Genomic DNA, 20,304 nt, shown 5'->3' on the forward strand with positions numbered 1-20,304 from the left:
GTCAGTGTAGCCGCGCGCACCCGCCGCTGCATCGGGCGAAACCCTTTCGAATCGGAACGAAGCGCGCGGATACCCGTGCGGCCGACATGCCGCGTTCCACACAACAGCGGTGCTCAATCCAGCGGCGCGATGCCCTGATCGATCGAACCGAAGATCGACTTGCCCGCTTCGTCGAACATTTCGATCTTCACCGTATCGCCGTACTTCATGAACTCGGTCTGCGGCGCGCCGTGCTCGATGGTTTCGAGGCAGCGCTTCTCGGCGATACAGCAATAGCCGCGCTTGGCGTCCTTGTTCGACACCGTGCCCGAGCCGACAATCGCGCCCGCGCGCAGATTGCGCGTTTTGGCGGCATGCGCGATCAACTGGCCGAAGTGGAACACCATGTCCGTGCCGGCATCCGGCTGGCCGACTTTCCTGTTGTTCCAGTGGACGATCATCGGCCGATGCACGCGGCCTTCGCGCCAGTGTTCGCCGAGTTCGTCGGGCGTCACCGCGACCGGCGCGAACGACGTCGCCGGCTTGCTCTGGAAAAAGCCGAAGCCTTTCGCGAGTTCGGCGGGAATCAGATTGCGCAGCGACACGTCGTTGACGAGCGTGATCAAACGCACGCTTCTGAGCGCCTGGTCGGGCGTGGCGCCCATCGGCACGTCGCCGGTGATCACGGCGACCTCCGCCTCGAAGTCGATGCCGAATGCCTCGGACGCGCACAGTACGTCGTCTTTCGGTCCGATGAAGTCGTCGCTGCCGCCCTGATACATCAGCGGATCGGTCCAGAACTCCGGCGGCATTTCCGCGCCGCGCGCGCGCCGCACCAGTTCGACATGGTTCACATACGACGAGCCGTCGGCCCACTGGAACGCGCGCGGCAGCGGCGCCATGCATTCCTTGGCGTCGAACGGAAAAGTGTTGCGCGCGCGGCCCTGATTGAGCGCGTCATACAGATCCTGCAATTGCGGCGCGTAGAAGGCCCAGTCGTCGAGCACGCGTTGCAACGTGGGCGCGATCGCGTCGGCGACAGCTGCGGTGTGCAGGTCGCGGGACACGACGATCAGCTGTCCGTCGCGCGTGCCGTCCTTCAGCGTGGCAAGTTTCATAGAGGAATGAACCGTGTTAGTGACGATAGAAGGAATCTATTCTACGATGGTGAATCGGCCCGGCCCAAGTGCCGACGATCCGCCTCATCCGTGTGTCACTTTTTGAATGCGCCGCGTGCGCCTCGCTCATGCCTCCAACTGCCCGCTCCGGCGCCATCCGCACCGACGCCGACTCCGCTGAACCGCTCGACCCGACCGAATCCGACGACGAAGGCGGCGAGAGCGGCGAGGAAAAGCTGCGCTCGGGCATCCAGTCGATCGAAGTCGGCTTCAAATTGCTCGATGTGCTGACCCGCGAGCCGCGCGCCATGATGCTGCGCGATCTCGCCCAGCGTGCCGGCATGAGCCCGGCGAAAGCGCATCGCTATCTGGTGAGTTTTCTGCGCCTCGGTGTGGTGTCGCAAGACCCGCTGTCGGGCCGTTACGAGCTGGGCGGATTCGCGCTGCAACTGGGACTCGCGCGGCTCGCGCGCGTCGACGGCGTCAAGCTCGCGCGCATCGCGCTCTCCGAATTGCGCGACCGGCTCGATCTGACGGTCGGCATCGCGGTATGGGGCAATCAGGGGCCGACCATGGTGCATTGGATGGAATCGAGCTATCCGGCAAAGGCGTCGCTCAAACTCGGCGATGTGATGCCGCTGCTCAGTTCCGCCACCGGCCTGTTGTTCGCCGCATATCTGCCGTCGAGCAAGACTGCCGCGATGCTCGAACGTGAACTGGCTGATTCGCGCCGTTCGTCGCATATCGGCGCGCCCCGCACGCGCGATGAAGTCGAACAGGTCCTCTCGCAGGTGCGAGAGCACCAGGCGGCACGTGTCGAAGGCATGTTGCTGCCGACCATTCACGCGTTTTGCATGCCGGTGTTCGACTCGACCGGCGAACTCGCGCTTGGGCTCATCGCACTCGGTCATGAGGGCGCGTTCGATATTCGCTGGGGCGGTGAGATCGATACGGCGTTGCGCGACTGCGCGGAAAAGCTCTCGTATGAGCTGGGGTATAGTGCGTCGCCGCGCGACGAACAGGTGTGATGCGGCGCGTTGGGTGCGTGGCGCATTGCAGGGTTTGACGCGAACTCAGTCGGCAAGCATGGCGTCAACCGCGCTGCGTGTACTGTTCCGGGTCTTGAACGTGGGCGTGTTTTCAACCGCGCGGAACATCGCTCGCCGTAACGCGGTCGAATCGGTTCGCTGCCCGCCTTGTACGCTTCAGGCATCAGGCCTGGCGCCATTGTCGTATTCACCGCCGCTCGCACGCGCTGCCAGTCGATCCCGAAGCTATCCGCCCGCACACAAGCACTGACCGATGTCCTCAGCCCCCGCCACCCACCGTTCCGATCGCACGCCGCCCAGCGGGCCGCGCACCGGTTTGCGCGCGTGGCGCTGGATCGTGGTGCTGTTGATCGTGGCCGCTTTGCACTGGATCGCCGCGCAGTGGGTCGAGCGAAATCGCGCGAACCTGAATCCCTCCGACAATGAGCATGTGCCGGTGCAGGTTGCATTGCTGACGCCCCAACGTATCGAACGCAAACCGGCGACCGTGGCGTCGCCCGCGCCTGAACCGGCGCCCACTCGCCACGCCGCCGCGAGCAAGCCGCGCGAACATGTGCTGACCGCGCTGCGGCCGGCAAAGCCAGCCGCGCCGGCGGTACCTGTCGCGGCATCGGAAGCCGTTGCAAGCGCTCCGGGCGCTGTGTCGAGCGTCAACGCGGCAGCCAACGCCGCCAGTGTCACCGGCACGGCCAGCGCACCCGCTGCCGCGAGCGCGCCGCAAGCGTCGCCAGGCGTGAAGTTCTCCGTCCCGCCATCGGGCGAACTCCAGTACGACACGTTCTACAACGGCGTGCGCAACCAGCCCGGCACGATCCACTGGACCAGCAACGCGCAAAGCTACGAGATGGTCGTCTCCGTGCCGCTGCCTTTTGTCGGCACCTTCGTGTACGCGAGCCATGGCCGTATCGACGCCTTCGGTCTCGCGCCGGACCAGTACGTCGAAAAACGCGGCCGCCGGGCGGAAGACATTGCGATTTTTAACCGCGCCGACAAGAAAATCGCATTTACGCGCACACCGTCCACCGTACCGTTGCCCGACGGCGCGCAGGATCGCTTCAGCATGGTGATGCAGCTTGCGAGCCTCGTGCGCGGCGACCCGGGTGCCTACAAGCCTGGCGTGACGCGCCAGTTCTTCGTGGTCGACAACGATAGCGGCGAGAACTGGCCGGTCGAGACGATCGGCGACGAAACCATCCGGACGGCCGAAGGTTTCCTCGACACTCGTCATTTCAAACGGCTGCCGCGCCATGACGGCGATTTGCGGCGCATCGACGTGTGGCTCGCGCCGTCGCTCGGCTGGCTGCCTGCGCGCATCGTTCAGACGGAGCCGAACGGCACACAGTTCGAACTGGTGTGGCGCGGCAAGCTCAATGCCAACATGGGTGGCAGCGCTCCCAACAGCAATGGTGACGCGGCCGCGGCTTCTCCTGACAATTCAGCCGCACCTGCAACTCCGCCTCCGCTTCCGGCCGCAGCGGCAGCTATGCCCGAAGCTGCGCCCGCCTCGCGGGTCGATCCGACCGACCCCGGCAATACGCCCGGCATCATCAAACCCTGAGCCGAAACTTGAAGAGAGTTTCTATCTGAGCGGCGAAACTTCCGCCATGAAGCTGACTCGCACCTGCTGCTGCATCCGTTCGCGAATATGCTGCGTATATTGATCAGCCCTGCAGGCAAGTGACCAGGTGGCACCCAGCGCGCGAATGGACCTTCCACTGCGTTCCCTTTCAAAGGAGCCCGCATGCAAGTGAACATCAACGGTATCGAGACGCGCTATGTGTTGAGCAACGAGGGCGGCGGCCCGTGGCTGACGTTCATCCATCAGCTCGGCGGCGATTTGTCCGTGTGGGATCAACTCGCCGGCTATTTCCGCGACGACTACACCGTACTACGCTACGACGTGCGTGGTCATGGCAAGACCGCCGCGTCCGGCGCGCCCTTTGGCATCGCCGATCTGTCACACGATCTCGCCACGCTGCTCGATGCACTCGGCGCACCCAGTACGCATCTGGTCGGCATGTCGATGGGGGGCATGATCGCGCAGCAATTCACACTCGATCATCCCGCTCGCGTAAATACCTTGACGATCGGCGACAGCAGCGGCGGCACGCCGCAGGAAGCCCGCGCCACGTGGGATCAGCGCGCCGCCGCGGCCCGTGACAGTGGCATGGCGTCGCTCGTTCCCGCGACGTTGAGCCGCTGGCTGACCCCCGATTTTCAGTCCGCGCACCCCGAAGCAGTCGAGCAAATCCGCGACGTGCTGACCAACACGTTGCCAGAAGGCTACGCCATGGCGTGCGAAGCTCTGCGCGATTTCGACGTACGCAGTAAGCTGGGAGCAATCCGATGCCCAACATTGACCGTGGCGGGCCGCCACGACACGGGCACGCCGCCTGCTGCTACGCAGGCGATAGCAGACGCCATCGAAGGCGCACGCTTCGAACTGCTGGATGCCGCTCATCTTGCGCCCATCGAGCAATCTCACCGTTTTGCTGCACTGCTTGAAACGTTTCTTGAAAGGCCGGTCTAACCGGTAGGTTCGGAACTTTACAAGCGTCAATCCGGACCCACCCCTTGAATTCCAAACCATACGCTCCACCTATGGCGCAGGAATGGCCAGGAGCCAACGGAAATAAGGAGTGTCGCCATGCAAATGATCTACAACAGCCCCAACTATTGTGTCGTCGAGTTTCCGCCGCAGGAAGGCCCGCTGGCCATGAAGTCCGGCGGCTATGAGATCGTCGACAAAAACATGCAGCGTGAGATCTATATCGACGGCGCAATGGCGGCGCGGTTTCGCGAGCACGTGCAGAAGCTGATCGAAGAAGAACCGTCGCTGGACGAAGTAGACGAATTCCTCGGCCAGTTCGACAGCCTGATGCATCAACCGGTGATCCTTCACTAACCGCGAGGTCAGGCTTAGCGTTTTTGGCGACATACATCGACCGCGCCGTCAGCCCCCGCAACCGGGCAAGCAGGCGGCTTTTACAAGTCGGTCGGCAAATATGAAGTGGCCCAGCAGGCTTTTGCCTCGCTGGGCCGTTTTCTTTGTGACGCCGCTGATGCTTTTTTGTCTCGCCGCTTTCCGCTTTCCGCTTCCCGTTTTCCCAGGCAGCATGCTTCGACAGCGGAAGGCCGATGCTCCGCCCGCGCCGGGCGCATCTGGCCGGCAGCGGCTACAATGACAGGTTTCCCGAAAAAGCCGGCGCAAGCCCTTGTCCGCCATGAACCAGCCCGCTCGAACCGCCACGCCAGTCCGCCCCGACGCCGCCTATACGCGCGGCACAGCGCTGCCCGCGCTGCTCAAGTCGCGCATCCTGATCCTGGACGGCGCAATGGGCACGATGATCCAGCGCTACAAGCTCGACGAAGCCCGCTATCGCGGCGAACGCTTCAAGGACTACGGGCGCGACATCAAGGGCAACAACGAGTTGTTGTCGATCACGCAGCCGCAGATCATCAGCGAGATTCACGAGCAGTATCTGGCGGCGGGCGCGGACATCATCGAAACCAACACGTTCGGTGCGACCACGGTCGCTCAGGCGGACTACGGCATGGAAGACCTTGCCGTCGAAATGAATCTCGAGTCGGCGAAACTGGCCCGCGCCGCCTGCGACAAATATTCGACGCCCGACAAGCCACGCTTCGTCGCCGGCGCGATCGGACCGACGCCGAAGACCGCGAGCATTTCCCCCGACGTGAACGATCCGGGCGCGCGCAACGTGACGTTCGATGAACTGCGCGCGGCCTACTACGCGCAGGCCAAGGCCTTGCTCGACGGCGGCGCCGATCTGTTCCTCGTCGAGACCATTTTCGACACGCTCAATGCGAAGGCCGCGCTGTTCGCGCTCGACGAACTGTTCGAGGACACCGGCGAGCGTTTGCCGATCATGATCTCGGGTACCGTCACCGACGCATCGGGGCGCATTCTGTCGGGTCAGACGGTTGAAGCATTCTGGAACTCGCTGCGTCATGCAAAGCCGCTCACGTTCGGTTTGAACTGCGCGTTGGGCGCGGCGTTGATGCGGCCGTATATCGCCGAACTGGCCAAGCTCTGCGACACATACGTGTCCTGCTATCCGAATGCGGGCTTGCCGAATCCGATGAGCGATACGGGCTTTGATGAACTGCCCGCGGATACTTCGGGCTTACTGAAGGAGTTCGCGCAGGCGGGGTTGGTGAATATTGCGGGCGGTTGCTGCGGCACGACGCCGGAGCATATTGCGGCGATTGCGCAGGCGTTGGCTGAGGTGAAGCCGCGCCAATGGCCGACGCAATACCGCGACGCGGCCTGAGTCCAGCCGCGTCTCGTCGAGCCGCCGCCACACTTCCGCTATTGAACACGACGCACTTAATCGCAGCAATCGAGCACATACGCCATGACCGATCACACCATGCGCCTTTCCGGCCTCGAGCCGTTCAACGTCACGTCCGGGACGCTTTTCATCAACGTCGGTGAACGCACCAACGTGACCGGCTCGAAGGCGTTCGCGCGAATGATCCTGAACGACCAGTTCGACGATGCGATCGCGGTCGCGCGCCAGCAGGTCGAAAACGGCGCACAGGTCATCGACGTCAACATGGACGAAGCCATGCTGGATTCGAAAGCGGCGATGGTGCGCTTCATGAACCTGATTGCGTCGGAACCGGATATCGCGCGCGTGCCGATCATGATCGACTCGTCGAAATGGGAAGTGATCGAAGCGGGCCTGAAGTGCGTGCAAGGTAAGGCGATCGTCAACTCGATCTCTCTGAAGGAAGGTGAAGATGCGTTCCGCCACCACGCGAACCTGATTCGCCGCTACGGCGCGGCCGCCGTGGTGATGGCTTTTGACGAACAAGGCCAGGCCGACACCTTCGAGCGCAAGACGCAGATCTGCAAGCGCTCGTATGACTTCCTCGTGAACGAAGTCGGCTTTCCGCCGGAAGACATCATCTTCGATCCCAACATCTTCGCGATCGCGACCGGTATCGAAGAGCACAACAACTACGCCGTCGATTTCATCAACGCGACGCGCTGGATCAAAGAGAATCTGCCGTACGCGAAAGTGAGCGGCGGCGTGTCGAACGTGTCGTTCTCGTTCCGCGGCAACGACCCGGTTCGCGAAGCGATCCACACCGTGTTCCTCTATCACGCGATCCAGGCGGGCATGGACATGGGCATCGTCAACGCGGGCCAGCTCGGCGTGTATGCGGACCTCGATCCGGAGTTGCGCGAACGCGTCGAAGACGTCGTGCTGAACCGCCGTGAAGACGGCACCGACCGTCTGCTCGAAATCGCCGACAAGTTCAAGACCGGCGCCGCGAAGAAAGAAGAGAACCTCGAGTGGCGCAACCAGCCGGTCGAGAAGCGTCTGTCGCATGCGCTCGTGCACGGCATCACCAACTTCATCGTCGAAGACACCGAAGAAGTCCGCGCGAAGATCGCCGCTGATGGCGGCCGCCCGATCAACGTGATCGAAGGCCCGCTGATGGACGGCATGAACATCGTCGGCGACCTGTTCGGCCAGGGCAAGATGTTCCTGCCGCAAGTCGTGAAGTCGGCGCGCGTGATGAAGCAGGCCGTCGCGCATCTGATTCCGTACATTGAAGAAGAAAAGAAGCAGCTCGCCGAAGCCGGCGCCGACGTGCGCGCGAAGGGCAAGATCGTCATCGCCACGGTGAAGGGCGACGTGCACGATATCGGCAAGAACATCGTCTCGGTGGTGCTTCAGTGCAATAACTTCGAAGTGGTCAACATGGGCGTGATGGTCTCCTGCAACGACATTCTCGCGAAGGCGAAGGTCGAAGGCGCGGACATCATCGGGCTCTCCGGACTGATCACGCCGAGCCTCGAAGAAATGGCCTACGTCGCCTCGGAAATGCAGCGCGACGACTATTTCCGCGTGAAGAAGATTCCACTGCTGATCGGCGGCGCGACCACCTCGCGCGTGCATACCGCCGTGAAGATCGCCCCGCACTACGAAGGGCCCGTGGTCTACGTGCCGGACGCGTCGCGCTCGGTCTCCGTGGCGTCGAGCCTGCTGTCCGACGAAGGCGCGGCAAAGTATCTCGACGAACTCAAGTCCGATTACGACCGGATCCGCGTTCAGCACGCCAACAAGAAGGCGCAGCCCATGGTCACTTTGGCCGAGGCTCGCGCCAACAAGACCAAGGTCGACTGGGCGAGTTATCAGCCGGTCAAGCCGAAGTTCATCGGCCGCCGCGTGTTCAAGAATTTCGATCTGAGCGAACTGGCGAACTATATCGACTGGGGTCCGTTCTTCCAGACGTGGGATCTGGCCGGCCCGTATCCGGCCATTCTCAATGACGAGATCGTCGGTGAATCGGCGCGGCGCGTGTTCTCGGACGGCAAGTCGATGCTCGCGCGCCTGATCCAGGGCCGCTGGCTGCAAGCGAACGGCGTGATCGCGCTGTTGCCGGCCAACACGGTGAACGACGACGACATCGAAATCTACACGGACGAATCGCGCTCGGAAGTCGCGCTCACATGGCGCAATCTGCGCCAGCAGAGCGTGCGTCCGGTGGTGGACGGCGTGATGCGGCCGAACCGGTCGCTTGCCGATTTCATCGCGCCGAAGGACTCGGGCGTGGCCGACTACATCGGCATGTTCGCGGTCACGGCGGGTCTGGGCGTCGACGTGAAGGAAAAGCAGTTCGAAAAGGATCACGACGACTACAGCGCGATCATGCTGAAAGCACTCGCCGACCGTTTCGCCGAAGCCTTCGCCGAAGCGCTGCATGCGCGCGTGCGGCGCGATCTGTGGGGCTACGCGAACGCCGAAACGCTCTCCAACGAAGATCTGATCGCGGAAAAGTACCACGGCATCCGTCCGGCGCCCGGCTATCCGGCCTGCCCGGATCACCTGGTGAAGCGCGACATGTTCGACGTGCTGCACGCCACGGAAATTGGCATGAGTGTGACCGAGTCGCTGGCCATGCTGCCGGCGGCGAGCGTCTCCGGTTTCTATCTGGCGCACCCGGACAGCACTTACTTCTCGGTCGGCAAGATCGGTCAGGACCAACTGGAAGACTACGCAAAGCGCATGGCGCTGTCGAAAACGGATGCGGAACGAGCCTTGGCGCCTTTGCTGTAAGCCGTCGGGCGTGGCGGGAACCCCACTATATCGGGCTGGAAAGACTGAATATTTGCGGCAACGTAATTTTCGGCTTTGTAGACTGAGGCGGCTTGACCCCGCCAGACGCGGCCAAAACGCGTCGGCTTAATAATTGCAATCGTCAACGGAGAAAATCGTATGAAGAAGCTGACGCTGTTGTTGACCGCTGTTTCGCTTGCTTTGGGCGCCACGGCGGCGCTGGCCCAGCCCGCCGCACCCGGCGGTTCCAGCTCGGTCAGTTCGTATTCGCCGCCCACGGTGAAACACGTCAAGAAACCGAAGAAACAGAAAGCGAAGAAGGGTGCGTCGGCTCCCGCAGCCGCGCCGGCGGACGCCGCCAGCCAGTAAGCGGCACGGCAGCGCCGGTCGGTCTGAATCTCTGAACGACAAAGAGCCCGCATTAAGCGGGCTCTTTTCATTGGTGCGCAAGGTTTCGCCCCGCCGGGTGCCACGGCTCTTTTGAACGCCGCGCACAGCGGTTCAGCGTGGGATCAGAGACCCCAGACGATATCCGCGTTTTCCTTCTGCGCCGCGCGCAGCATGTCGAGGAACGGATACGCGCGCTGCGCGAGTCCCGGCGGAATTTCGTGATGCTCGTGGCCGTCTTCGCCTTCGTGAAAATGGCCGTCGTGCTCGGCACGTTCCTGCTTGTCGAAGGTAATGGCTGCCTCGAGCTTCTCGATGGCCAGCCCCGCTTCGTCGTGAGTGATCACGCCGCGCTCACCCAGCCGCTTGCCGACGATGCCGACCAGATACTGCGCGAGATTTTCCAGCATCATCACGTCCGGACAGGCGCGGCATTTGAAAGTAATCAGCATGACTGTTCCCTTTTTCGTTATGTTGGATTGGCGCGCAAGCCGCCCAAAGGCAGCTGCCAGCGCGCGTTACGTTGGCTCGCGATCAGGCGCAGCGGCCACGGCCCTTGTTGGGCATCTCATTGAACATATTAGCACCTGCTAAAATCCGTCTGGACGGAAAAGCGTGCCGCAATGCACCGCGCGGCGAAGTGCGTGTAACGTGGCCAGGCCGGGTGAGCACGATCCGCGAACCGCCGCGGCCCGCCCAGCGGTCAACGCCACGGCAGGCCGCCTGCACCGCATTTGAAGCGTTGCAGACAACGTGCCTGATACCGGGCGCATTGCGCCCGCCGCGCTTCGGCAAATGCATGCCGCTTTGCACGCTTCTGACGAACCGGTTGCGCCTCGCGCGGCCGGCGCCTCTCCCGCATCACCGGATTGCCTCACTGGACTCGCAACAAGCATGCTGCCTGCACATAAACTTACCCTCGAAACACTGCTCGCCGACACCGTGAAGCAGGTCGCGACCGCCTCGCAAGGCGCGAGCGAAGCCGCGTTCGTGTCGCCCACCATCACGCTGGAGCGCCCCAAGGTCGCCGCGCACGGCGACGTCGCGTGCAACGTGGCGATGCAGCTCGCCAAGCCGCTGCGCGCCAATCCGCGTCAGCTGGCGCAACAGATTGTCGACGCGCTGCTCGCGCAACCGCAGGCCAAAGGCCTCGTCGAAGCCGCCGAAGTGGCCGGCCCCGGCTTTATCAACCTGCGCCTCGCGTCCGCCGCCAAGCAGGCGGTGATCGCCGCCGTGTTCGCCGAGAAAGAGGCCTTCGGCCGCTCGCAGCGCGACGCCGGCAAGCATGTGCTGATCGAATTCGTCTCGGCCAACCCCACCGGCCCGCTGCACGTCGGCCACGGCCGTCAGGCCGCGCTCGGCGACGCGCTCTCGAACGTGCTGGCCTCACAAGGCTATGACGTGCACCGCGAGTTCTACTACAACGACGCCGGCGTGCAGATCCAGACACTCGCGCTGTCGACCCAGGCACGCGCGCGCGGCCTCGCTCCCGGCGACGCAGGCTGGCCGGCTTCGGCATACAACGGCGAGTACATCGCCGAGATCGCGCGAGACTATCTGAACGGCGTCACCGTGGCCGCGAGCGACGGCGAGCCGGTCACCGGCGCGCGCGACGTCGAAGACCTCGAAGCGATCCGCCGCTTCGCCGTGGCGTACCTGCGGCGCGAGCAGGACATGGACTTGCAGGCATTCGGCGTGAAGTTCGACCAGTACTATCTGGAATCGTCGCTGTACAAGGAAGGCCGGGTCGAGAAGACCGTCGAGGCCTTGATCGCCGCCGGCAAGACCTACGAACAGGAAGGCGCGCTGTGGCTGCGCACCACCGACGACGGCGACGACAAAGACCGCGTGATGCGCAAGAGCGACGGCACCTACACGTACTTCGTGCCGGACGTCGCCTATCACGTTGCCAAGTGGGAACGCGGCTTCACCAAGGTCATCAACATTCAGGGTTCGGACCACCACGGCACGATCGCGCGCGTGCGCGCCGGCCTGCAAGGTCTCGGCGTCGGCATTCCGAAGGGCTACCCCGACTACATCCTGCACAAGATGGTCACGGTCATGCGCAACGGCGAAGAGGTGAAAATCTCCAAGCGCGCCGGCAGTTACGTGACGGTGCGCGACCTGATCGAATGGTCGGGCGGCGCCACGCCGGGCTCGGAAGCCGCCGTCGATCTGATCGACGAGGAAACGATTCGCCGCGGACGCGACGCCGTGCGCTTCTTCCTGATCTCGCGCAAGGCGGATACGGAATTCGTGTTCGACATCGACCTCGCGCTGAAGCAGAACGACGAGAATCCGGTGCATTACGTGCAATACGCGCACGCGCGGATCTGCTCGGTCATCGCCGAAAGCAAGGCGCGCTACAGCACGGACGAAAGCACGCTGGCGGACGTGGACGTCTCGCCGCTCACCAGCGAACGCGCGATGGCCCTGTTGAACAAACTCGCCGAATTCCCGGACATGCTGCAACACGCCGCCGACGAACTCGCGCCGCACGCGGTCGCGTTCTATCTGCGCGACCTCGCCGGGGAATTCCACTCGTTCTACAATGACCGTGCCGAGCGCGTGCTGGTCGACGACGCGGCCGAGCGCAATGCACGCGTGGCGCTGCTCGCGGCCACGCGTCAAGTGCTGGCCAACGGTCTCGCGACGATCGGCGTCTCCGCTCCCGCCAAGATGTAAGTCCTCCGGCGCAACATGCATGCGGCCGTCGTTATAATCGACGGCCGTTCCAGGATTCTTTTTGCAGGTGATTCATACGATGGCAAAACCACGCCGCACAACAAAGCAATCGAAACAAACCGGGGGCACTTTTCTCGGAATCGTGCTGGGCCTGATCGTCGGCCTTGCGATCGCGGTAGTGGTTGCGCTGTATATCACCCGTGCGCCTACGCCTTTCGTCTCGAAGGTGGCGCCGCCCGCGGCGTCCGATTCTTCCAGCGCGAACCAGCCGCAATACGACCCGAACCGTCCGCTGCAAGGCAAGACGCCGGGTCAGCCTGTGCCGCAAGCCGCGCAACCTGCGCCGCCGAACACCGCGCCCGGCCAGACCAACTCGCAGACGCAGTCGGGCATGCTGGAAGAACCGCAGATCGTCGAGGTGCCGCCTTCTAACGCCAACAACGGCAACGCGAACGGCACGGCGGTCGCACCGAAGCCCGCGCAGGATAACGGCAACGGCACGGCCACCACGCCGGCGAAGAAGCCGCAAGCCTCCAGCGCACCGGCCGCCACCGCGGCAGGTTCGACGCCGAAGAGCAGTTCGTCCACCACGGCCGCGAACGCCAAGCCCGGTTCGGGCGCGGCGCCCGCGCCGGGCGATGCGAACACCGGCTACTTCCTGCAAGTGGGTGCGTACAAGACCTCGGCGGACGCCGAACAGCAGCGCGCGCGCCTCGCCTTCCAGGGCTTCGAATCGAAAGTCACGCAGCGCGACGCCGGCGGCGTCACGTATTACCGCGTGCGTATCGGGCCGTTCTCGAAGTTCGAAGACATGAATTCGAGCCGTCAGCGTCTGTCGGACGCGGGCGTGGATACCGCAGTGATCCGCTTCACGAAGCAATAAGCCACAATAAATACACGGTGACTTGCCGGAACGCGCCGCCGCCGAACTATCGGCGTGCGGCGCGTGTCACAAGCACGACGGACGGTTCAAACCGTCCAACGCCGAATCTTGAAGACGGTGACGGGCATTTGCGTGGCGCCACCGTTCTACGCCTACTTGGGTCAACAACATGAAGAAACTGCTGAGCATTCTGTTCCTCTCGCTGGGCCTCGTTGCCGCCTCGGCACAGGCATCGCCCACCGCGCCGGTGTCGGGCAAGGATTTCACCGTGCTGCCCACCGCGCAGCCCACCGACGTGCCGGCCGGCAAGATCGAAGTCACCGAATTCTTCTGGTACGGCTGCCCGCACTGCAATGAATTCAACCCGTACCTCGAAGCGTGGGTGAAGAAGCAAGGTCCGGACGTGGTGTTCAAGCGCGTGCCGGTCGCCTTCCGCGACGACTTCATTCCGCATTCCAAGATGTACCACGCGCTCGACGCGCTCGGCCTCGCCACGCAGCTCACGCCGAAAGTTTTCAACGAAATCCACGTCAACAAGGACTATCTGCTGACGCCGGAAGATCAGGCGAAATTCCTCGCGAAGAACGGCGTCGATCCGAAGAAGTACATGGACGCGTACAACTCGTTCTCGACGCAAAGCGCGCTGCAGAAGGACAAGAAGTTGCTGGACGACTACAAGATCGACGGCGTGCCGACGCTGGCCGTGCAGGGCAAGTATGAAACCGGCCCGGCCGCGACCAACAGCCTGCCGGGCACGATCCAGGTGCTCGACTACCTGGTCGCCCAGGTCCGCGCCAAGAAGATGTAAAGCTAAGGCGCCGGAATGAGTTCCCCCCTGAAGGTTTTCATTACCGGCGCTTCGAGTGGCATAGGCCTCTCGCTCGCCGCCGAATATGCGCGGCGCGGCGCGATTCTCGGCCTCGTTGCCCGCCGCGGCGACGCCCTCGCCGCCTTCCAGAAGTCCCATCCGCAGAATACTGTCTCCATCTATTCCGTCGACGTGCGCGACGCGGAAGCGCTCGCCGATGCGGCCGCGCAGTTCATCACGCGGCACGGCCTGCCTGACGTGGTGATCGCCAACGCAGGCATCAGCCGCGGCGCTGTCACCGGTCATGGCGATCTGCGCACCTTCCGCGAAGTGATGGATATCAATTACTTCGGCATGGTCGCGACTTTCGAGCCGTTCGCCGCCGCGATGATCGCCGCGAAACGCGGCACGCTGGTGGGAATCGCCAGTGTCGCGAGTGTGCGTGGCTTGCCGGGCTCCGGCGCGTACAGCGCGTCGAAATCGGCGGCGCTCAAATATCTGGAAGCGTTGCGCGTCGAAATGCGGCCGCATGATGTCGGCGTGGTGACGATTGCGCCCGGCTATATCCGCACGCCCATGACCGAGCACAACCCGTACACCATGCCGTTCCTGATGAACGCCGACCGTTTCGCGCTCAAGGTGGCGCAGGCGATCGAACGTCGAACCGCGTTCGCGGTGTTTCCCTGGCAGATGCGCGTGGTGGCCATGCTGCTGCACGTGCTGCCGCGCTGGCTCTACGACCGCGCTTTCGAGCGGGCGCCGCGCAAGCCGCGCGCCACCGCCGAAGCCGAGTAAGCCATGCAACCCCGTGCGGTCGATGCAGCCGGCGTCGCGCACGAACCAGCGGGCGCCGCGACGCGCATCGTGTCGCTGGTGCCGAGCATCACTGAACTGCTGTTTGCGCTTGGCCTCGACAAGCAGATTGTTGGCCGCACTGGTTTTTGCGTACATCCGCGCGACAGGGTGCAATCGGTGCGCAAGGTCGGCGGCACCAAGGCTGTGAAGCTCGACGCCATTCGTGCGTTGCGCCCCACCCATCTGATCGTCAACATCGACGAAAACGAACGCGATACTGTCGAGCAGTTGCGGGCGTTTGTACCGCATATCGTCGTGACGCATCCTCGAACGCCGCGGGACAATCTGGCGCTCTATACACTGCTGGGCGCGATTTTCGGTTGTGCGCAGGAAGCGCAGCGCCTGAGCGAAGCGCTCGAAGCCCGCCTTTGCGACGCGGCGGCGCATGCGTTCATCCCGCAAAACGTGCTGTATCTGATCTGGCGCGAACCGTGGATGACCGTAGCGCGTGACACCTATATCTCGACCATGCTGCAGCTCGTCAACTGGCACACACTGCCGGACGTGCAAGGCGGTGCGGCAGGCGCCGCGCGTTACCCGACGCTCGACTTCGACACCGCGCCGTGGCTCGCCCAGGTCGACCGCATCCTGCTCTCCAGCGAGCCGTATCGCTTTACACAGGTCCATTGCGACGCGCTGAAACGCGACGCGCGCCTGGCCGGCAAGCGCATTGAGTTAATTGATGGGGAAATGGTGTCGTGGTACGGCGTGCGCGCGATCGAAGGCATCGCTTACCTGCTGCAGCGCGCTGCGACGGCCTGAGCGCGTGCAAGGACAGCGCGCCTTAAATCTGGGCCGCACCCGCCATATGAATATGCGGATTATGTTGTTGTCGCCGCAACCACCCTTCGATAAGCTTTCGCGAAGGCCCACGCGCGTCGGCGGCAACAGCCGACTCATGCGCCAGCGCCGGAAACGTATCACAATAAAGACGACGGCTACGCCGCAAGGCCGCCCGTCCTTCGTCAACGGAACATAATCACACAACCAGACGCACTGCCTGACTGCGCTTGTTATGGGAGATCCTATGCGCTTCAAACTGCTCGCAGCCGCCGTACTGTTCACGGCGCCCGCGCTCGTGCTCGCCAAACCGCTGACCGTCTGTACCGAGTCGAGCCCCGACGGCTTCGATGTCGTGCAGTTCAATTCGCTCGTCACGACCAACGCGTCGGCCGACGTGATCTTCAACTCGCTGGTCTCGTACGACGAGGCCGCGAAGAAAGTGGTGCCGGCGCTGGCCGACAAGTGGGACGTAAGCCCCGACGGCCTCACCTACACGTTCCATCTGCGCCCGAACGTGCAGTTCCAGACCACTGATTACTTCAAGCCCACGCGCGCGCTGAATGCAGACGACGTCGTCTTCACGTTCGACCGCATGCTCAACGATAGCAATCCGTGGCACAAGGTGGCGGGCGCGAGCGGCTTCCCGCATGCGCAGTCGATGGGTCTGCCGAAGCTCATCAAGTCGATCAGCAAGGTCGACGACAACACCGTCAAGTTCGAACTGAACGCGCCCGACGCGACCTTCGTCTCGATCCTGACCATGGGTTTCGCCTCGATCTATTCGGCTGAATACGCCGATCAGTTGCTCAAGGCCGGCAAGCAGGTCGATCTGAACTCGAAGCCGATCGGCACCGGTCCGTTCGAACTGAAGAGCTATACGAAAGACGCAGTGATTCGCTACGACGTGAATCCGACCTACTGGGGCCCGAAACCGAAGATCGACCGCCTGATCTACGCGATCACGCCGGACGCCACGGTGCGGGCGCAGAAAGTGAAGGCGGGCGAATGCCAGATCGCCTTGTCGCCGAAGCCGCAGGACCTCGCTGATGCCAGGACGGACAAGTCGCTTGCCATCGTGCAGACGCCCGCGTTCATGACGGCGTTCGTCGCGTTGAACACGCAGAAGAAGCCGCTCGACAACCAGAAGGTGCGCGCCGCGCTGAACATGGCGTTCGATCGCACCACGTATCTGAAGACCGTATTCGACAACACGGCAACGCCGGCCGTGAATCCGTATCCGCCGAACACGTGGAGCTACGACAAGGCCGTGAAGGCGTGGCCGTACGACCCGGCGAAGGCAAAGAAGCTGCTCGCCGACGCGGGTTATCCGAACGGTTTCGAAACGACTATTTGGGTGCGGCCGAACGGCAGCGTGCTGAATCCGAATCCGAAGGCCGGCGCCGAACTGCTGCAAGCCGACTTCGCAAAGATCGGCGTGAAGGCCGACGTGAAGGTGATCGAATGGGGCGAGTTGATCAAGCAGGCCAAGCAAGGCCAGCATGATTCGCTCTTCATGGGCTGGGCCGGCGACAACGGCGATCCGGACAACTACTTGTCGCCGCTATTCAGTTGCAACGCGGTGAAGTCGGGGATCAACTTCGCGCGCTTCTGCGACCAGGATCTGGACAAGCTGATCGCCGACGGCAAAGCAACGCCGGATCAGGCCAAGCGCACGAAGGCGTATGAACAGGCGCAGCAGATCATTCACGATCAGGCGCTGTGGATTCCGCTTGGGTATCCGACCGCTGCGGCGATCGCGCGCACGAACGTGAGTGGGTATCACGTGAGTCCGTTTGGGCGGCAGAACTTCGGGGCGGTGTCGGTGCAGTAATCGCGTTCGTGTTTGAACGTGCCGCATGCGAAAAAAGCCCGGTTGCGAAAGCACCGGGCTTTTTGCTTTACCGGCATCCGAGGCTCGATTACTAATTCGCGCAATACGATATGCATTGCGGGTATCTCGATGAAAAGGACTTCTGCAATACGAATTATTTGCAGAAAACGTTAAAAGTTTGTCATTTTTATAGCACCACATCAACGAACGACGTTAGGATTCAAATTTAATTTGGATACCTATTTTATGCCTTATTGGAATATAAATTCCGCTGTCGACTATCTTCAATGGCATGCGGAATCTTCAAGCCACCAACGTTGCGCAAGATACGTTCGAGAGGCAATCCAGCGCGGCGGAATTTCACTCATGGTGATGTACTCCGCGAGGAACTATGGCTCTTCGTTAATCTGCACAGGCTTTTATGAGGTAAGCGACGCAAATCCGCAGAAAGGGGATGTCGTCGTGATCCAGGCCATCGCGAACCATCCGGACGGTCATATGGCCATGTACGACGGACGAATCTGGATTTCCGATTTCAGACAGCAATACGGTTTTTATCCCGGCCCAGCATACCGGAGCGCACGTCCGCCTTATCAAATCTACCGTCACGACTGAGCGGCATCATGCGAAAAATCTTCATGCTAATTGCGGCGCTCTTCGTCATTTCCGGCAGCTTCTTTCAGCCGCTGGCGCTCGCGCAGATGCGCCAGGCCACGACGCCCGAGGCCAGTACCAAGGCTTTCTATACGTGGTTCATCAAGCGGGATTCAGAAGACCGCGGCTATGCTCTCATGGACAAGGAAGTCTATCGCTACGTATCGAGATCGACCGTCGACTTCCTGAGGGCCGAATATAAGCAAAACAAGTTTGCCGAAAGGGCCGAGTACTTCACAAAGGTGCAGGATTACGACGAGCAGGATTGGCTCGCGCACATTGCAACGCATCCCGCGATCATGCTTGACGATGTCGCGCTCGTTCCCGTTACGTTCGGATCCGCAGAGAAGAAAACCATTCTTGCGTTTCTGCGCAAACAGAATGGTGTCTGGAAGATCACCAAAATCGACGATACGCAAGATGACAAATAGTACGTTTCAGTGCCGCATTGACCACTGAAAGCCCCCGCCTGCGGGCTTTCCTCTCCCATCAACACACCACCTCGATCACGCCGGCGAAAACCGAATCACCCCATCCGCATCCTGCTTACGCGTCAACTCACCCGCAAGCCACAGCAGATGCAAGTGCGCTAGCGCTTCACCCATCGCAAACGTCATCTGATGGATATCGAGTTGCCGCTTGAACATCAGCGGCACGATATCCGCGGCGCTCTGCGGTTTCTCCGCGCACGCCTCGCGCACTTCGGCTAGACGCGCGTCGTGATGCTCGCGCAATTGGCGGATGCGTGTGCGCACACCGCGAAACGGCTTGCCATGCGACGGCAGCACGAGCGTGTCTTCCGGCATCGTCTCGTAACGGCCTAGCGACTCCAGATATAACGCGAGCGGCGTGCCTTCGGGCTCCATATCGAACACCGACACGTTAGTCGAGATGCGCGGCAGCACCATGTCGCCGGAAATCAGCACGCCGGTCTCTTCGCAGAACAACGCGCAGTGTTCGGGCGAATGGCCGAAGCCGGTCACCACGCGCCAGGTCTTGCCACCAATCTCCACGCCGTCCGCTTCCCGCAACCGGCGATACTGCCCCGGAATCGCCGGCACGAGACTCGCGTAATAGCTCTTGCGATTGCGCAATTTCTCAAGCGACTCTTCGTCGGTCACGCCGTGTCGCGCGAAGTGTCGTGCCGCGCCCTCGCCGCCCGCATTCGAGCCGTCGCCGGCAGCCATGACGCGGGCCTGCATGTATTCGCCAAGCGTCATCCATAGCCGCACGTCCCAGCGCTTTTTGTCGCCGCCGGCGCAAATCCAGTGCGCGAGGCCGATGTGATCGGGATGGCAATGCGTGACGATCACGCGCAGCACCGGCAGGCCGTCGAGCACCGAGTCGAACACTTTCTCCCAGTTCTCCTTGATCGTATCCGAGGTGATCCCGCAGTCGACCACCGTCCAGCCCAGCTGGCCGTCGATCTCGTCGCGCAACAGCCAGAGGTTGATGTGATCCAGCGCGAAAGGCAACGGCATGCGCAGCCAGAACACGCCTGGCGCGACTTCCAACGCATGGCCCGCGTCCGGCAAGGTGTCGTTGAACGGGTAGTCGAGTTGATGTTCGAGTGCATTCATTGTGGGTGTCTTCCTCCGTCGGCCGTCCGGCATGGCGAGGTGTGCGATGCCGGACGGCGTGGTTGCCGTGTGCGAATGACGTACCGCCGCCGTACTGCGCCTGGTTGCGTTCAACTCAAGTTGACGATAACGTAAACGTCGATTCTATCGTTCAATCCGATTTCCTGCCCGGCCACGGAATGCCCCGATGAACACGCAATACACGATCACCGAGCTCGCGCGGGAATTCGACGTCACGCCCCGCGCGATCCGCTTCTACGAAGACCAGGGTTTACTCTCTCCGAGCCGTGAAGGGTCGAGTGGCCTGCGGCGCGTCTATTCGGGCCGCGACCGCACGCGTCTGAAGCTCACCTTGCGCGGCAAACGGCTCGGCTTCACCCTTTCGGAGATTCGCGATCTGCTGGACGTGTACGAGTCGCCGACCGACACGGTGCCGCAGTTGCACGCGTTCCTCGCCACGGTGGCGCGTCATCGCGAAGTGCTCGAGCGTCAACTGGAAGACCTGAACGCGACGCTCGAAGACCTCGCGCAATACGAAACCCAGGCGCGCGCGCTACTGGAAGGCGGCACGCGCGAAGCCAAGCCGGCCTGAACA

The 20,304-nt window shown here is 62.5% G+C and carries 18 protein-coding genes; 15 read left to right on the forward strand and 3 right to left on the reverse strand.

All coding sequences use genetic code 11. From position 1 onward, the window contains the following. Positions 1-113: 113 nt before the first annotated feature. A complete protein-coding gene (locus B0G71_RS18075; RefSeq protein WP_116143148.1) occupies positions 114-1,097 on the reverse strand; it encodes a fumarylacetoacetate hydrolase family protein in 984 nt (327 codons plus the stop codon). Positions 1,098-1,225: 128 nt separating this feature from the next. Here B0G71_RS18075 and B0G71_RS18080 point away from each other — a divergent pair, with 128 nt between their 5' ends. The 7 genes from B0G71_RS18080 (at position 1,226) to B0G71_RS18110 (ending at position 9,612) form a co-directional block, all read left to right on the forward strand. Beyond that, positions 1,226-2,125 carry an IclR family transcriptional regulator gene (locus tag B0G71_RS18080; protein WP_116148695.1) on the forward strand — a complete coding sequence of 300 codons (900 nt, stop codon included), beginning with the start codon at positions 1,226-1,228 and terminating at the stop codon, positions 2,123-2,125. A 274-nt stretch (positions 2,126-2,399) separates the two neighbouring features. Further along, positions 2,400-3,704 (forward strand): DUF3108 domain-containing protein, encoded by a 1,305-nt coding sequence (locus tag B0G71_RS18085; RefSeq protein WP_116143150.1) that lies wholly within the window; start codon positions 2,400-2,402, stop codon positions 3,702-3,704. A 183-nt stretch (positions 3,705-3,887) separates the two neighbouring features. Continuing rightward, a complete protein-coding gene (locus B0G71_RS18090) occupies positions 3,888-4,676 on the forward strand; it encodes an alpha/beta fold hydrolase (protein WP_116143152.1) in 789 nt (262 codons plus the stop codon). Between the two features lie 117 nt (positions 4,677-4,793). Further along, positions 4,794-5,051 (forward strand): DUF3567 domain-containing protein, encoded by a 258-nt coding sequence (locus B0G71_RS18095; RefSeq protein ID WP_007179533.1) that lies wholly within the window; start codon positions 4,794-4,796, stop codon positions 5,049-5,051. A gap of 319 nt (positions 5,052-5,370) precedes the next feature. Beyond that, on the forward strand, positions 5,371-6,441 hold the full coding sequence (locus tag B0G71_RS18100; protein WP_116143154.1) for a homocysteine S-methyltransferase family protein: 1,071 nt from the start codon (positions 5,371-5,373) through the stop codon (positions 6,439-6,441). An 84-nt stretch (positions 6,442-6,525) separates the two neighbouring features. Continuing rightward, positions 6,526-9,243, forward strand: coding sequence for a methionine synthase (metH, locus tag B0G71_RS18105; RefSeq protein ID WP_166679063.1), 2,718 nt, complete (start codon positions 6,526-6,528; stop codon positions 9,241-9,243). 159 nt (positions 9,244-9,402) lie between these two features. Next, the gene (locus B0G71_RS18110) at positions 9,403-9,612 is read left to right on the forward strand and encodes a hypothetical protein (protein WP_012431543.1); all 210 of its coding nucleotides are present in this window, start codon (positions 9,403-9,405) and stop codon (positions 9,610-9,612) included. Positions 9,613-9,755: 143 nt separating this feature from the next. On the opposite strand, the gene B0G71_RS18115 is transcribed toward B0G71_RS18110, so the two are convergent. Further along, complete coding sequence (locus B0G71_RS18115; protein WP_106282286.1) at positions 9,756-10,082, reverse strand: DUF1840 domain-containing protein; 327 nt, start codon at positions 10,080-10,082, stop codon at positions 9,756-9,758. Between the two features lie 442 nt (positions 10,083-10,524). Here B0G71_RS18115 and argS point away from each other — a divergent pair, with 442 nt between their 5' ends. The 7 genes from argS to B0G71_RS18155 all read left to right on the forward strand — a co-directional run bounded on the left by argS (position 10,525) and on the right by B0G71_RS18155 (position 18,560). Beyond that, on the forward strand, positions 10,525-12,315 hold the full coding sequence (gene argS, locus B0G71_RS18120) for an arginine--tRNA ligase (protein ID WP_116143156.1): 1,791 nt from the start codon (positions 10,525-10,527) through the stop codon (positions 12,313-12,315). 61 nt (positions 12,316-12,376) lie between these two features. Further along, positions 12,377-13,198 (forward strand): SPOR domain-containing protein, encoded by an 822-nt coding sequence (locus B0G71_RS18125; RefSeq protein WP_116143158.1) that lies wholly within the window; start codon positions 12,377-12,379, stop codon positions 13,196-13,198. A gap of 169 nt (positions 13,199-13,367) precedes the next feature. Further along, on the forward strand, positions 13,368-14,006 hold the full coding sequence (locus B0G71_RS18130; RefSeq protein ID WP_012431539.1) for a thiol:disulfide interchange protein DsbA/DsbL: 639 nt from the start codon (positions 13,368-13,370) through the stop codon (positions 14,004-14,006). 15 nt (positions 14,007-14,021) lie between these two features. Then, positions 14,022-14,801, forward strand: a complete 780-nt coding sequence (locus tag B0G71_RS18135; RefSeq protein WP_116143160.1) for an SDR family oxidoreductase — start codon at positions 14,022-14,024, stop codon at positions 14,799-14,801. 3 nt (positions 14,802-14,804) lie between these two features. Continuing rightward, positions 14,805-15,623: a cobalamin-binding protein gene (locus B0G71_RS18140; protein ID WP_116143162.1), complete on the forward strand. Its 819-nt coding sequence runs from the start codon at positions 14,805-14,807 to the stop codon at positions 15,621-15,623. A gap of 265 nt (positions 15,624-15,888) precedes the next feature. After that, positions 15,889-17,475, forward strand: a complete 1,587-nt coding sequence (locus tag B0G71_RS18145; RefSeq protein ID WP_116143163.1) for an ABC transporter substrate-binding protein — start codon at positions 15,889-15,891, stop codon at positions 17,473-17,475. Between the two features lie 623 nt (positions 17,476-18,098). Further along, positions 18,099-18,560 (forward strand): DUF3828 domain-containing protein, encoded by a 462-nt coding sequence (locus tag B0G71_RS18155; protein ID WP_116143167.1) that lies wholly within the window; start codon positions 18,099-18,101, stop codon positions 18,558-18,560. Between the two features lie 75 nt (positions 18,561-18,635). On the opposite strand, the gene B0G71_RS18160 is transcribed toward B0G71_RS18155, so the two are convergent. Further along, positions 18,636-19,709, reverse strand: coding sequence for an MBL fold metallo-hydrolase (locus B0G71_RS18160; protein WP_181916787.1), 1,074 nt, complete (start codon positions 19,707-19,709; stop codon positions 18,636-18,638). A gap of 187 nt (positions 19,710-19,896) precedes the next feature. Between B0G71_RS18160 and B0G71_RS18165 the strand changes: the two genes are divergently transcribed. Next, positions 19,897-20,301, forward strand: a complete 405-nt coding sequence (locus tag B0G71_RS18165) for a MerR family DNA-binding transcriptional regulator (RefSeq protein WP_012431532.1) — start codon at positions 19,897-19,899, stop codon at positions 20,299-20,301. Positions 20,302-20,304: the final 3 nt, after the last annotated feature.

Origin of the sequence: Paraburkholderia sp. BL27I4N3, assembly GCF_003386115.1 — a bacterium.
In the GTDB taxonomy this organism is placed as follows: Bacteria; Pseudomonadota; Gammaproteobacteria; order Burkholderiales; family Burkholderiaceae; genus Paraburkholderia.

Excerpts from the sequence above, each read along its gene's own strand:
- B0G71_RS18140 (WP_116143162.1), top strand. The coding sequence starts at position 14,805 with ATGCAACCCCGTGCGGTCGATGCAGCCGGCGTCGCGCACGAACCAGCG.
- B0G71_RS18085 (WP_116143150.1), top strand. The coding sequence starts at position 2,400 with ATGTCCTCAGCCCCCGCCACCCACCGTTCCGATCGCACGCCGCCCAGC.
- B0G71_RS18110 (WP_012431543.1), top strand. The coding sequence starts at position 9,403 with ATGAAGAAGCTGACGCTGTTGTTGACCGCTGTTTCGCTTGCTTTGGGC.
- metH (WP_166679063.1), top strand. The coding sequence starts at position 6,526 with ATGACCGATCACACCATGCGCCTTTCCGGCCTCGAGCCGTTCAACGTC.
- B0G71_RS18090 (WP_116143152.1), top strand. The coding sequence starts at position 3,888 with ATGCAAGTGAACATCAACGGTATCGAGACGCGCTATGTGTTGAGCAAC.
- B0G71_RS18165 (WP_012431532.1), top strand. The coding sequence starts at position 19,897 with ATGAACACGCAATACACGATCACCGAGCTCGCGCGGGAATTCGACGTC.
- argS (WP_116143156.1), top strand. The coding sequence starts at position 10,525 with ATGCTGCCTGCACATAAACTTACCCTCGAAACACTGCTCGCCGACACC.
- B0G71_RS18075 (WP_116143148.1), bottom strand. The coding sequence starts at position 1,097 with ATGAAACTTGCCACGCTGAAGGACGGCACGCGCGACGGACAGCTGATC.
- B0G71_RS18135 (WP_116143160.1), top strand. The coding sequence starts at position 14,022 with ATGAGTTCCCCCCTGAAGGTTTTCATTACCGGCGCTTCGAGTGGCATA.
- B0G71_RS18095 (WP_007179533.1), top strand. The coding sequence starts at position 4,794 with ATGCAAATGATCTACAACAGCCCCAACTATTGTGTCGTCGAGTTTCCG.
- B0G71_RS18145 (WP_116143163.1), top strand. The coding sequence starts at position 15,889 with ATGCGCTTCAAACTGCTCGCAGCCGCCGTACTGTTCACGGCGCCCGCG.
- B0G71_RS18130 (WP_012431539.1), top strand. The coding sequence starts at position 13,368 with ATGAAGAAACTGCTGAGCATTCTGTTCCTCTCGCTGGGCCTCGTTGCC.
- B0G71_RS18080 (WP_116148695.1), top strand. The coding sequence starts at position 1,226 with ATGCCTCCAACTGCCCGCTCCGGCGCCATCCGCACCGACGCCGACTCC.
- B0G71_RS18160 (WP_181916787.1), bottom strand. The coding sequence starts at position 19,709 with ATGAATGCACTCGAACATCAACTCGACTACCCGTTCAACGACACCTTG.
- B0G71_RS18100 (WP_116143154.1), top strand. The coding sequence starts at position 5,371 with ATGAACCAGCCCGCTCGAACCGCCACGCCAGTCCGCCCCGACGCCGCC.
- B0G71_RS18155 (WP_116143167.1), top strand. The coding sequence starts at position 18,099 with ATGCGAAAAATCTTCATGCTAATTGCGGCGCTCTTCGTCATTTCCGGC.
- B0G71_RS18115 (WP_106282286.1), bottom strand. The coding sequence starts at position 10,082 with ATGCTGATTACTTTCAAATGCCGCGCCTGTCCGGACGTGATGATGCTG.